The 13587-nt window shown below is 34.8% G+C and carries 8 protein-coding genes and 3 pseudogenes; 3 read left to right on the top strand and 8 right to left on the bottom strand.

What is annotated here, in order from left to right:
- Positions 1 to 73 precede the first annotated feature (73 nt).
- Entirely contained in the window at positions 74 to 1819 is a 1746-nt protein-coding gene (locus ACQH21_RS01635; RefSeq protein ID WP_064085532.1) for a type I secretion system permease/ATPase, read from the top strand.
- Positions 1820 to 1934: 115 nt separating this feature from the next.
- A pseudogene (locus ACQH21_RS01640) lies at positions 1935 to 3165 on the top strand (IS256 family transposase).
- A 76-nt stretch (positions 3166 to 3241) separates the two neighbouring features.
- Here ACQH21_RS01640 and ACQH21_RS01645 read toward each other — a convergent pair.
- The 8 genes and pseudogenes from ACQH21_RS01645 to ACQH21_RS01680 form a co-directional block, all read right to left on the bottom strand.
- Positions 3242 to 4093 carry a BRO family protein gene (locus ACQH21_RS01645; protein ID WP_047759514.1) on the bottom strand — a complete coding sequence of 284 codons (852 nt, stop codon included), beginning with the start codon at positions 4091 to 4093 and terminating at the stop codon, positions 3242 to 3244.
- 69 nt (positions 4094 to 4162) lie between these two features.
- Positions 4163 to 5581 (bottom strand): AAA family ATPase, encoded by a 1419-nt coding sequence (locus ACQH21_RS01650; RefSeq protein ID WP_425384359.1) that lies wholly within the window; start codon positions 5579 to 5581, stop codon positions 4163 to 4165.
- Between the two features lie 1240 nt (positions 5582 to 6821).
- Positions 6822 to 8951 (bottom strand): AAA family ATPase, encoded by a 2130-nt coding sequence (locus ACQH21_RS01655; RefSeq protein ID WP_425384360.1) that lies wholly within the window; start codon positions 8949 to 8951, stop codon positions 6822 to 6824.
- 41 nt (positions 8952 to 8992) lie between these two features.
- Positions 8993 to 10012 carry an AAA family ATPase gene (locus ACQH21_RS01660; RefSeq protein ID WP_425384361.1) on the bottom strand — a complete coding sequence of 340 codons (1020 nt, stop codon included), beginning with the start codon at positions 10010 to 10012 and terminating at the stop codon, positions 8993 to 8995.
- 183 nt (positions 10013 to 10195) lie between these two features.
- Complete coding sequence (locus ACQH21_RS01665; RefSeq protein ID WP_425384362.1) at positions 10196 to 10699, bottom strand: hypothetical protein; 504 nt, start codon at positions 10697 to 10699, stop codon at positions 10196 to 10198.
- A 26-nt stretch (positions 10700 to 10725) separates the two neighbouring features.
- Entirely contained in the window at positions 10726 to 11535 is an 810-nt protein-coding gene (locus ACQH21_RS01670) for an AAA family ATPase (protein WP_425384363.1), read from the bottom strand.
- Positions 11536 to 11558: 23 nt separating this feature from the next.
- Positions 11559 to 11855, bottom strand: a pseudogene (locus ACQH21_RS01675) (hypothetical protein); the annotation flags it as partial.
- Positions 11856 to 11900: 45 nt separating this feature from the next.
- A pseudogene (locus tag ACQH21_RS01680) lies at positions 11901 to 13054 on the bottom strand (IS3 family transposase).
- Positions 13055 to 13254: 200 nt separating this feature from the next.
- Here ACQH21_RS01680 and ACQH21_RS01685 point away from each other — a divergent pair.
- On the top strand, positions 13255 to 13521 hold the full coding sequence (locus ACQH21_RS01685; RefSeq protein ID WP_264331194.1) for a hypothetical protein: 267 nt from the start codon (positions 13255 to 13257) through the stop codon (positions 13519 to 13521).
- Positions 13522 to 13587: the final 66 nt, after the last annotated feature.

The following is a 13587-nucleotide window of genomic DNA, read 5'->3' on the forward strand; positions in this document are numbered from 1 at the left end:
TAAGGCAATAGCTGTTAATACTTTTGAAATAAAAGTTATATATGGTGCATATAGTTAAGTTAAAAGGAAGATTGTGGAAATTACTCCATCAATAAAAAAAGAATTAAAGCAAAGTATACTATACACTTGTCTAGAGAAATGCAAGAGTGCGTTTTGGTTCATTTTCTGGTTTAGTTCAGGGATTAATGCGTTGATGTTATTTTTGCCACTCTATACTTCTCAGGTACTTGATCGAGTGATATCGAGCGAGAGTGTATCAACATTAGTTATGCTGACGATTATTACTTTATCTGCGTTTGCATGTTCTGCAATGCTTGAAACTTGTCGATATTTAGCCATGGCAAAAATTGGCGACTGGATTGATAAAACTGCAACACCAGACCTAATAGTAAGGTCAATTAGGCTAACATCAGTGCAGAGCTCAACTTCCAGCGGTGAAGCAATACGAGATCTTGGGGTAATAAAAAATTTCATTACAGGAAATGGTATATTTTCACTATTTGATACTCCATGGTCGTTAATTTACCTTGTTTTCATCTTTATGATACATACCTCTACAGGGTTTATAGCTATTGCCGGAATTATTATATTAGTTTCAATGGCAGTATGGAATGAACTTGCTACTAAGCGTATATTGAGAGAAACCAATGAAGAAACTATACGTAATATTAATGCTATAGATGTTGCAACACGAAATGCAGAGGTGGTTGAAGCTATGGGTATGTCAGAATTTATAGTTTCTGATTGGTGTAAACGGAATGATCAAAATCGTGCAATGCAAGTTACAGCGCAGAATCGTTCTAATGTGATTACTGGGATTACTAAGTTTTTACGTTCGACTCTCCAAATTTCAGTAATTGGAACAGGTGCATTACTCGCAATCACAGCTCACAAAACTGCTGGTAGTATCATTGCTGCCTCAATTTTGATGGGTAGAGTATTGGCTCCATTTGATGCAGCAGTTCATACTTGGAAATTTTTAAATCAAGCCAAAATGTCATATGGCAGGCTGCAAAGACTTATCCTAACATCACCAAAAAGAGAGCAAACTATGGCTCTACCAGAGCCTGAAGGGAAGTTGGAATTTGATAGAGTATTCTTTACTCCTTATGGGAGTAATAAGCCAACAGTAAAAGGAATATCATTTTTAATAGAACCAGGGGATGTAGTTGGTGTTATTGGTGCAAGCGCTTCTGGTAAGTCCACCATTGCCAAGCTAATTGTTGGTGTATGGAAACCCATATCTGGTGTAGTCAGACTAGATGGTGCTGATGTATACACTTGGAATCGAGAAAATTTTGGTAATTATGTTGGCTACTTACCTCAAGATATTGAGTTGTTCAACACTAGTGTTAAAGCTAATATTGCTCGAATGAGACCAGACCCAAATCCTGAAGAAATAATCAAAGCAGCAAAAACTGCAGGAATACATGAATTAATACTGAGCTTACCAAATGGGTATGATACAACAATAGGAGGACCTGGAGGAGTAATACTCTCTGGTGGCCAAAAACAGCTTCTTGGACTTGCAAGGGCTTTCTATGGTAATACTAAGCTTTTAGTTCTTGATGAACCGAATGCTAACTTAGACAGTAATGGAGAGGCGCGCTTGATTAATGCAATCAATGTTGCAAGAGAGCAAAATACTACCACTGTTATCATCACTCATAAGCTACCGTTACTATCCGTAGTTGATAAAGTGATTATCATGTCAGATGGTGTTATTTATGATATGGGACCAAAAGATGAGATTTTGAGCAGATTAGTTGCTCCATCACCAGATGCCACAGAAGATAAACGTTCTTCAGCAAGTGGTTAAGAAAGAGAGAAGCTGTCACACTTCTCTTTCTCTTATAGTACTAGGGAATGTTCAAAAAAGTGTGTCAAACCGAGAAATAAAAATAAAATAGAAACAAAAAATAGAGGTTTGATATATGAGTTACAAAATAGAAAATGGAACGACTGGCCTGGTAGATTACAAAGAGCTGGAAGCAAATATACTGTCATCAATAAGGGAAGGTAAACCATTGATGGGGAGAGATGGAGCATTAACACCATTTGTAAAAAGGCTGCTGGAAGCAAGTCTAGAAGGTGAAATAGAGCATCATTTATCCAATGAAAGAGAAGAAAAGAATCGAAGAAACGGAAAGAATGGCAAAACTTTGAAGACGAGTATTTGAACTATTGACACCAAGAGATAGAGAGGGAAGTTTCGAACCACAGATAGTGAAAAAAAGGCAAACAAGCTTACATCCAGAACTTGAAACAAAGGTCTTGAACATGTTTGCAAGCGGTGTGGGATACAGGGATATAGCATCCTATGTGGAAGAAATCTATGACCATAAAATATCTGCAGCAGAGATATCTGGAATTACAGATAAATTACTGCCTATAATCAATGAATGGAGGAGTCGTCCCCTACAATCAGTATACCCGATAGTATTTATGGATGGGATGTTTTTTAAGGTCAAAGAGAATGGACATTGCATAAGTAAATGCATGTACAATATATTAGGAATAGACCAAAATGGCAGAAAAGAAGTACTGGGTTTTTACTTAGCAGAAAGTGAGGGAGCTAACTTCTGGCTAGGCGTATTAAATGACTTAAAAGAGAGAGGAGTAGAAGACATTTTGATAGCTTGTGTTGACGGTCTGAAAAGCTTCCCTACAGCTATAAATAGCGTATTTCCCAATGCTGAGGTACAGTTATGCATTGTGCACCAAATAAGAAATTCACTAAAATACGTATCCAGCAAAGATATAAAAGTTTTTATGAATGATTTGAAAAAAATATACCGTGCTACAAGTAGAGAAATCGCCGAAAATTATTTACTTGAACTGGAGGAAAAATGGGGTGAAAAATATCCTTTAGTCATAAAATCGTGGCAAAACAATTGGGAAAATTTGTCTAGTTATTTTAAGTATTCTGGCCCTGTTAGAAGGCTAATTTATACCACCAATCCAATTGAGGGGTTGCACAGACAAATCAGAAAATTTACTAAAACCAAAGGTTCATTTACCAGTACAAATGCCTTGTACAAATTGGTATATTGTGCTATAAAAAAGATAGAGCAAAAATGGGCTATGGCTTTGCCTAATTGGGCTCTAACTATATCTCAACTTGATATCTTTTTTCCTGATAGGTTAAAAATTGAGTTGAACTAAAAATTCGCTTTGACACACTTTTTTGAACATTCCCGTTTTAAATCATAAAATTCAGAGATTTCTCATAGTGAGAACTTTAATCTTTAATCCTCTTTAAAAAGTTATCTGAAGAAACGACTTTCACACCTCTAGCTCTTTCAAATGCCTCTCTTGCTGTGCCTGCGTTCTTACCTCCTTCCTTTGCCGCCTCTAAATTTTTATTATAACCCTGCGCATCTTTATCCTTTATCTCATCAATTGTAGCCTGTTCTCCTAGCATATTGAAAATTAGCTCAATCGGCGTCATATGATCTCTTAAAGGCTGTTTCTTCAAGCCTTTTATTTCCTTATGATGCTTTGTTTTTACTCCAAATGTTCCCTCAGAAATTACGTCTGTCAATATTGCGTATTCCCTACCTTCAATATACTTGTTATTGTGGTCAGATATATTTCTATTACCCCATTCTTTTGTTAGTTGATTTCTGACAGCTATTGATTCTATTCTCTTTTGTATCCATTCTTGAGGGTACCCTTTTGCAGCATAATCGGCATAGATTCGTTTGAGTGCAAGTTCAGGGTTTTCATATTCTTGTAGTCTTTCATACCCAACTTTTGCAAGCCAACGTTTAAATTGCTCAACTCTTTTGGAAGGAATAGACTGCAAAATACGAAACAACCCCTCAACATTTGTACAATTAACATTCTGTTTACCACCTTTTGTTTTAATTTCAAGGGGGGTGACAAATTGTCCCCATCCTTCAGAAAGCCCTATATCTCTGCTTTTTATCTTTTTTAGATAGTCAGATGGGTTCTTACTACCTGTCAGAAAAGCTATTACTTCTGTTATTACATACCACCACTCTCCATCATGTAGTACTCTAGTAAAACTGCTATTATCAAAAGCAGTAGTTTCAATATCTCCTTCTTTTAAAGTTAAAGTATCAGTCATAAGCAACCTCTATAAGTTAAGAATAAACGTAAAAACTAAAAAGACATTATTTTTAAGTCAGAAAAAACATTACTTACAATTCAATAATTTTCCAAAATCAATGATGTGTGAAAAGTAACCACTATCTATAACATCATCACTTACATCATTGACGTGGATAAGGACTGGACGACATGAAAATCCTTTTGGACGATTTAGTGCATCTATTTTCTTTTGTACCTCTTGTATTATTGAATGACCAATTTTATCTTTTGAAAATTTGATTTCGCAAATGTAGAGAGTGTTAAACTTCGTTTGAATCATATAATCAATTTGACAACCTGCACTACTACGCGTTCTCTTCTGAAAAAATGGATTCTCGCTTATTATTCCATCAACTCCCAAGATATTATGTATATTCTTTCTATTGTTCAGCACCAAATTTTCAAATTGAAGCCCAATAATTGTATACCACTCTGGTAAGAACCCTATAGAATAGGTGTCACGACCAATTTTTCCTAGATCTTTTTCGATATATTTTAGATAAAACCTTAAATAATTATCTTGAAGTCTGTACCTCCTGAGTCGTGAATCAGTACCCGTTTTTATACTCCAAGTATGATCCTTTGCTATAAAACCAGCAAGCTCAAGTTCATATAGATACTCAGAAATGCGTCCATGTCTTACGATATTTAAAGTAGCACAAATTTCTTCTTGTTCTTTAGCTCCAGTAGAAAGAGCTCTGACTATTTGCTTATAAAAAGCCGTTTTTCGCATGAATAAATCTGAGAATATTTGATTAAATTCTTCAACTAAAAACCCACCTTTTGTAAAACAAAGCCTTTTAATATTTTCTTCAGCGCTATGTTTAAAATTTACCTCCTCTAAATACTTTGGAATTCCGCCAGTTACTGCAAGCACCTTAAACTTTTCATATGCTGAAATATTTTTTGGCCAAAATTCGTTGCAATCAGAAAGTGATAATTCTCCGAGTGTTAAAGTTAACGATATTCTTCCTACGAAGCCAGTACTACTAAGTATATTTTTCTCGATCCATGATGAAGCTGATCCACAAATAACGAAAATTAGTTTGTTATTATTTTTTAGCTGTGTATCCCAAAAGTTTTTTATTTTGCCTAAAAAGGTTGGATCTTTTGAGCCCATCCAAGAAATTTCATCAAACAGCAATAATGTTTTTCCTGATAGTAGACGTTCACCAACTGCCCATAGTAAATCGCTCCAGTCATCATACCTAGCAAAAGATGTATTAAATTGTCTAGCAACTTGTCTAGAAAATTCATTAAGTTGGTAGGACGTTGTAGTATGCCTTTCTGGTGGCAAACCTATAAAGGAGTAATATTGTTCAAAATACTTACCAAACTCTTGAATTAAACGACTTTTTCCTATACGACGTCTTCCTTTGACTACTACAAAAGATGCAGTATTTTTTTCTGTAAGCTCCAGTAGTTGTTTTAACTCAGTTTGCCTACCAATAAATGATGGAGACATAAAATACGAAATATAAATCTTTGTCTCCGTTATACGCGATAAAATTGGAGACGTAAATAAATAAATTTAGATATTTGTCTCCATCTTGAACTATTGAGAGGGTTTTGTAGCTTCTGTTTCTTCTTCCATAGCAGCAACTCCAAACTTTTTTCCTTTAGCTTCCTCTACAATTTGCTGATTTCATTACTGAGAGTTTTGTAATCAATTGCTCAGAGATTTGCAATAAAAGTTGTTGTATTTTCATAAAGTCTCCATTAACCCCTTATACTCACCACAAGTCGTTCAATCTTTTTTGAAGAATTTTCTTTGTAAAGTGTAAAAAATGTGTTAAACTTACTAGTAAGTTTACTTTGCAACAGTTGGGTTACTAAAGATGCCTTTTATTCGAGTTTTTAGGGAGGCTACGCGCGTTAATTTAAAAAAGACGAACTATCCACAATCTAAATTACAAATAGTGTTGTAAGGACCTCCTAAAGCGTTTTAAAGGGTAGGAGCGTTTTGTTACCCTCTCTATGATAGAAGTGACATAAGTTGGCTGTTGCAAAAATAACGTTTCAAAAAGTCTACTAACCATTTGTTCTTTAGGTTTGAAAAATTTTCTTTGCAACTAACAAAAAACACGATAAACTAACTGTAGGGTTTTTTGTAATAAATAAAAGTTTTAGATAAAAAATAATTTAGAAATGCCTCGTAATCGAGTTTTAAGCTACCCTACATGAGTAACTTAGATTTTGGTGGTAATAATTCTACCCTGAAGTCGTAGAATCGTTTTAAAACCGCGCTAATTGTATCTTTCATTAAATGTAAATATCTTAATAATGTTTTGTGGCAACCTTTCCAAACTTCTTTCTTTTCGCTTACTAGTTAAAAGCTATTATGAACCATTACTATAGTTATTGTATTTTATATTAGTTTATTATTATATCATTTATTATTATTTATATATATAATATATAAGATTCTCGGAAAGTGGAAATTAGCCACTGTAGCGGGTTTGAGTGTTACCAAATTAGCTAAATTTTTTGGAAATGGAAACGTAATATTTCTTATATTAGATGGCTAAAAATCAACGAATTTCAATAGTTTAAGTGTGAATATACTCTAATTTCCAAATCTTGATAAATTTTCCGGAAATCATGGAAATTTGGTCGTGTGGAATTCATTTTTTGTTCTTAAAACCTTACTTTCAGAGAGACAAAATGAACCCACAAAACTTTCATAAGTGAGCTTTAAGTATTTTTTAGAAGTTACCTATTTCAAACCTTCCTGCACCTAGCTTAAACTTACCTTCTCCTCTGGCAAAAGAACCAGTTTTGATATCAAGCCATTTATCCTCTTTTGAGTTTGTAGCCATACCTTTTACTATTTTTCTTTCGTTTAATAGTTCCTGTGCTAAACGTTCAAGTCTATGCCTACTAACACCATGAAATGCAGCTGGTAATCTATGCCGTTGTTGAAACACTCCTGGTCCACCTGTATGAGTAAACGGATGACCTTCTTCTGCTGACACTGCAATAGCTTGCATCAGTATCTTTTTTAAGTATTCATCAGATAATTTTCCAAGCTTAAATTCCTCAGATATATCCTCAAGCAAGCCAGTTGAGGAGCGTAAGTAAGTTCTTATATTCCTATCTGTTGCTCCATTAGACTTAACTATAGCTCCTTGGTATACTGCATTATTAACTTTATTAACCTTTAATGTATTAAACACAGTATTCTGATGCTCTGTTGAAGCAGGCCATAATGCAAAAGAACACCTCACACCATCAACAAGTGCAGTTGTACCTCTTATCGCATCTCTTGCCTGTTCCACAGTCGTAATCGGTTCACTGCACTTAGGTTTTCTCATATGATGTGCTACAATTACAGCTGCTCCTGTTTTATTTGCTAAGCTTGCAAGTAGCCCAATTGCGTAATATCCCATTTCTGGATCTGAGTTTATATTAGCATGGACAAATGATACTAGTGGATCAAATACTATTAGTTTTAGATCTTTAATTTTATCTAATTGTCCACAGATGTCTTCGAATTTATCTGAAGTTTCAGGACATTTACCACGCATGTTGCTTTTCACTATAGAAAAGGGCTCTCCCGTATTTGGAATAGGTATAATAAATAATCGATTTTGATATTCTGCTCTCTTGCTACCAGGATCAAGACGATCAAGACGACGGTGTATCTCACCTGCATCATCTTCTGCTGAAAAAATCACCACTGATCCATGCTCTGTAACAAGGGAACCAAAACCACATATCTGATCTGCATCACTTGCAACCTTAAGTGCCAAGTCAAGGAGTAGCATACCTTTACCTGTATCTCCCATAGCAGCTACTATTGAGGTAACACCTAAAGGAAATAAACCTTCAACAAGAAACCTTTGTATTGGTACTGAACCTAAATAACGACTCACACTCCAGTCTAAAATGTTAAGCGGCTGTTTTGTAGATCTTTCTAAACTTTTCATATTTGAAGTATTTGGAATGTCAGTAGATGTGGTATCAATAGTAAGTAAAGGAGTTGAAGCTAAAAATTCTTCAATGCTTATACCCTCCTTTACACAATCAGCGGCATCCCATTTCTCAGGCTTATCTTGAGGAATTTCAAGCACAGCAAGTGATGCAACTCCAAGATCTAACAGCTTTTTTGCAGCATTTTCAGCATATCGTTTGCCTGCTTCATCATTATCTGGCCATATAATAATGTGTTTACCTTTAAGTGGAGTCCAATCTGTCTTCTCAATAGGTGCATTTGCTCCTGACATTGCTGTTGTTGCAGTTATTCCTTTCTCTATCAGCGCTTCTGCACATTTTTCTCCTTCAACAAGAATAACTTTATCGGACTTCAAAATACCTGGAATATTATAGAGTGGCCTTATCTTCGGTGCACCAAAGTCGGACTTTTTTATATCAAAAGGAAGATATCGCTTTCCATTATTATCATCATAACGATAGACTCTAACAATAGCTTGGCCGTTTTCATCGTAATAATCCCAATATGCAGTTGGATTACTTGAAGTTTTGAAATGACCAAGCCACTCAGCTATAGAAGCCATTACTTCAGGAAACTCTATTCTTGTACTTTTTCTATTTACTCCCGCCCAAAGGTCGATAATGTCACCACCTTCTCCTGTTGCAAAATCATGCCATAGGCCAGCTTCACTACCACTTAATTCTACTACTAGACTCTTTCCTTTATCACCTTGTACATTGCCTACATAAAACTTATCACCACGAACAGTTCCTCTTGGTAATAGATATGAAAGGCATGATCTGATATTTAACAAAAGCTGATCTTTTAGCTGTTCTTTTTCTAATAACGGTTTGTAATGTCCATGTGGTGCTGCTGTATTAAAATCACAATAGATGTCCATAAAATTCCCCAATATATTAAAATTTAACTTATGAAATTCAACTAAGCTGTTTTCCAGTGTCCGTTAACTTCACTGATGAATTTTGTTGGTATGGGTCTTCCATTTTTGAGTTCATACATTACTTGCAGAACATTTCTATGCTGACTAGGTTTAAATATTACTACTCCAGATGTATATAAACTTCTTAAAACATTAGCACCACTCAATGCTTGAAATGGATTCTTTTTTAACGTGGTTGTTGACACTTTTTTGGTGTAATGTGTAACTATTACTCCAGCCGTAGGATTAGTTATAGAGCGTAGTTCATCAATACTATTTTGCAGAAAAGAGATCATACTCCTATAATCAAAAAGAGAGTCTATCACTATAAGATCAACTGTTTTTACATCGAGATTTTCCGACATAATTTCTTTTATTTTTTCCACATTCAAAGTTAACTGTACTTTTTTAGTAATAACTAAGTTTTCTGTTCCTGCATCAAGGGCTTTCTTGCTGACTCTTAACTTCTGTAAGCGCTCTCTTATGTAATCATATTCCATTTCATTCTGTAGATAGAATATCTTAAGTGGCTTTGCAGGCTTCATACCAAGAAATGATACTCCAGCAGCTAAATGTACTAACATGGAAAGAAGAAAATTACTTTTTCCGATTTTTGGAGTTCCACCTATAACCAAAAGACCGCCTGGAGTTAATATTCTTGGCCCTATTATATCTTTTGGCATTGGTGATTTATCATTTAAGTAGTGTCTTACAGAAAATGCTTTTTCTCCATTGTTTTGCAACGTGGAATTTTTTTTAGCGTTCAACCACTTTTTAGCAGAATCTATGTTACCTTCAACTAAAGTCCAAAGACTGAGTATGTCTCCCTTCTTTTCTTTATAAATGTCATTCCAAATTCCTGCTTTCTCTCCTTTTATTTCAACTATTATCTTATCTTTACCTAAATTTGCCAGATAGAACCTATCTTGATAAAATTCTCCACCCGGAAGTAAGTAAGATACACATTCTTTTATGTTATCAATTAACAATGATTTAATCTCTTTTTGAGATGAAAAACCCATAAAATTTCCCTCCTTTTTAATCAACATATTCTTTAAACGTTTAGAGTCCAGATTGGCGAGTTCACAAACAGTTTCAAAGGATCGTGATCGAATCCATTTACAAGCCTCTTTTTTAAGTTTTAGGTTCCTTCCTGCTGCATCCTGAAGAGCTCTAGTAATAACAGCAGCCCAGTTCGTCGTACTTCAAAATGGTAACCAGTCAGATTCAATACCATTGTTTTGTTCTGGAGTAACAACTGTAGCAATTCTGTTTCTATCTCCGTATCTACTGTCGGCTTCAATACCAACTTTTGCAGTAAACTCTAACCCGTTAAAATCAGCTATAGAGTTGATTTTTCTATCAATCACTGCTTTTTCTGAAGTGTCATTTGCATGAATGTTCCGTGCTGACTCTAAAATACTTCTAAGCATAGAACGACCAGATTCTCCCCAAGTATCTTCTCCTTCAACTCTTGCTTTGCCACTTTTAATACCAATTACTTGAAAAATCTTGCGTTTTGCATATGGACCTTCAGTGACAGTAAATTCAACGTTTAAATAGATGCTGCCAGTAGTGTAGCTTTTAGTGAACCAATTTTCATAACCTCCTGGTTTAATTGTCATTTTTACCTTGACTATTGTACCTTTTGGTATTAAATTGCTCTGCAGTTTTGCGTTATTAAAATCAGTTAAAAAATCTGATAACATATTGTCTCCTATAAATTAAGTAAAAATCAGTTACTCCATTGGTCTGCAAGCTTCCAACGACCATCTATCTTATCAACAAGCTTATTTGCTACACGTTCACCATTACGAAGCTCAAATACTATTTGACGGACAGTGCTTTCCTCATCATGAGCAAACATCACCATGCCAGTGCTATAAAATCCACGTAAAGATCCAGCACCACTTAGGCCTTGAAATGGATCTTCTTCTAACATTTTTTTGGATAGTTTTTTTGTATGGTGAGTGAGTATTATGCCCGAATCTGGATTGATAACATTTCTCAGTCTTTCAAGCGTTTTTTGCAAAAAGAATAGCATAGCGCTATTGTCATTTTCATTGCCATATTCACTTGAGTTAAAAATGTTACGAAGAGGATCGATTGCAATAATATCAGGTTTAAAACGCTCTTTAATAACATTTTTAATTTCATCTATTTCTTCACTGCTGAAAGATAATTGTACTCTTGGTGTAATGATTAAGTTATTGGCAGCTATATTCAAAAGTTCGTTATCCAGTTGAAGTTGTTGCAAACGTTCTTTCATATATTCATATTCAATTTCAGTTTGCAGATAGAAAATTTTCATAGGTTTGCTTGGAGTCATACCCAAAAATGAAACTCCAGCAGCCATGTGGACAAGCCATGAAATTAGAAAATCGCTTTTGCCAATTTTAGGTGGGCCACCTAGTACCAATAGACCTCTTTTTGTTAAAATCCTTGGTGAGATTATATCTTCTGGTATCGGTGCTTTGTCGTTTAAATACTCTTTTACGCTGAAAAAGGGAATTTTTTGACCGATATTGAAAAAGCTTTGTTCCATAATAACTATTCTCCAATTTTTAATTAAGCAATAGGCGCAAAAGTTTTGGCTTTAATTTTCGCAAGTAATTTACCCAGATGCGGTTCTTCAACCATATCAAGGCAGCCACTTCGATCTTTAGCAGGGTATCCCCAAGTATTAATAGTCTGACAGACAAAAGAACGTTTCTCTGTACCATCATCTTTCTTGATTCCAACCATACTAATTACTTCATCAACAATACCTGGAATTTCACTAGCAGTTTTTGCTCCTTCACATTGAGGAAGCCAGGTTGAGCGATTGCAATCATCAAGATATTGGCCTAATGTGCCAACTATGAGATGACCTTACCCAGAAAAAGTAGACAGAAAGTTAAGACGTTTTTGCTATGAGAATGATGAATCAAAAAGCTCAGGAATGCAATAGTTAATAGTAGAATGTCTACGCTGTTTATTATAAAAAATTTCTATATATTCAAATATTGCGGTTTTAGCTTGTTGTGCAGAGTGTTGTGAAGTATCAATGAGTAACTCTCTCTTAAGTGAACTAAAAAAGCTCTCTGAAACAGCATTATCATAACAACAACCTTTGTGACTCATACTAGAAGTAATATTTTTTGTACTTAGTAAAAATTGATAATTTTTAGAGGTGTATTGCGATCCTTGATCGCTATGAAATAGTAGATTTTTAGCAGATTTGCGCCTACCAATAGCCATGAATAACGCATCTATAACTAATTGCCTATTTACTGCATTACTCATTGACCAGCCAATCACCATGCGTGAATATAAATCTATTATTGCTGCCAAATATAACCATCCTTCATTAGTTTTTATGTACGTAATATCAGTTACCCATATCTTGTTAGGTTGATCAGCGATGAAATTCTGATTTAATATGTTAGGAGTTATAACTCTATTGTCTATTTGTGGTTTTTTACTTTTAAACTTTCGTCTAAGCTTAGCTTGAATGCCATTTTTCTGCATAACATTTTGCACTGTTTTGATGTTATAATTTTTACCTAAAGCCTTTAATTCAGCGTGAATTTTAGGAGCTCCGTATCTGCATTGTGATGCTCGATATACCTTCTGAATATCTTGTATGAGCTCTTCTCTTATTGATTTTTTGTTGTTTTTTTCCTTAGTAATCCATTTATAATAACCACAAGCAGATACGTTCAAAAATCTGCATAATTCCCGTATTTTATAGCAGTTTTCATGTTCTTTTATAAAAGAATATTTTACTCTTTTTGGTTTGCAAAATATCCCAGGGCTTTTTTTAAAATGTCTCTTTCCCTCGTTACTCTTGCCAGCTCTTTCTTTAAATCAAACTTTTCTTTGTCACAATGAGCTACTTTCCCTTTTCCTGGAAACGCATCTACTCCAGACATTCTATCATTGTATGTTTTTACCCATCTGCTTAATGAATCACCGCTAATACCCAAATCTCTTGCTATTTTTGCTGATGATTGACCTGTTTCTTTTACTAGTCTTATAGCTTCAATTTTGAATTCTGCTGTATATTCTTTTCTTTTTGTCATACCACACCTCTTTGAAAAAACGTTTTATTTTACTTCAAAAACGTCTTAACTTTCTGTCTACTTTTTCTGGGTAAGGTCAGTGTGCTAAAAAAGCGTTTAGAAAGATCGACAATGAAATTTGGCATAGTTTATGGAAATGGGCAAAGAAAAGACATCCTCGTAAAGGATTACGTTGGATAAAGAATCGTTACTTCAAAGTAATGGGTCAACGCCAATGGGTTTTTGCTGCACCCCTATGCAAGAACAAACCAAAAGAGATACGGTATTTAAGACTGCTTAAGCTGATTGATATACCTATCAGACGACATGTTAAAATCAGAGCGGATGCAAATCCCCTTGACTTAAAATGGAAAAAGTATTTTGATGAGAGAGTGAAACGAACAAGAATGTTAGCAAGCTCTTTCTCAAGAGAAGGTTCTCTACTGTTGGTGTCACCATTAAGAATGATGTTTCCTGAGGAATCATGAAGGACAAGCCGGTTCTAGAAAAGAAGAACTTAGATAAGGGGCTCAAGCGTAGTGTTGGGAAACCTG

It is taken from the genome of Wolbachia endosymbiont (group B) of Eupithecia inturbata, assembly GCF_964030915.1.
Lineage (GTDB): Bacteria > Pseudomonadota > Alphaproteobacteria > Rickettsiales > Anaplasmataceae > Wolbachia.

Bases quoted from the DNA above. Each gene is read 5' to 3' on its own strand.
- ACQH21_RS01660 (WP_425384361.1), bottom strand. From the start codon at position 10,012: ATGGGTTTTTCATCTCAAAAAGAGATTAAATCATTGTTAATTGATAAC.
- ACQH21_RS01650 (WP_425384359.1), bottom strand. From the start codon at position 5,581: ATGTCTCCATCATTTATTGGTAGGCAAACTGAGTTAAAACAACTACTG.
- ACQH21_RS01655 (WP_425384360.1), bottom strand. From the start codon at position 8,951: ATGGACATCTATTGTGATTTTAATACAGCAGCACCACATGGACATTAC.
- ACQH21_RS01645 (WP_047759514.1), bottom strand. From the start codon at position 4,093: ATGACTGATACTTTAACTTTAAAAGAAGGAGATATTGAAACTACTGCT.
- ACQH21_RS01685 (WP_264331194.1), top strand. From the start codon at position 13,255: ATGGGTCAACGCCAATGGGTTTTTGCTGCACCCCTATGCAAGAACAAA.
- ACQH21_RS01670 (WP_425384363.1), bottom strand. From the start codon at position 11,535: ATGGAACAAAGCTTTTTCAATATCGGTCAAAAAATTCCCTTTTTCAGC.
- ACQH21_RS01665 (WP_425384362.1), bottom strand. From the start codon at position 10,699: ATGTTATCAGATTTTTTAACTGATTTTAATAACGCAAAACTGCAGAGC.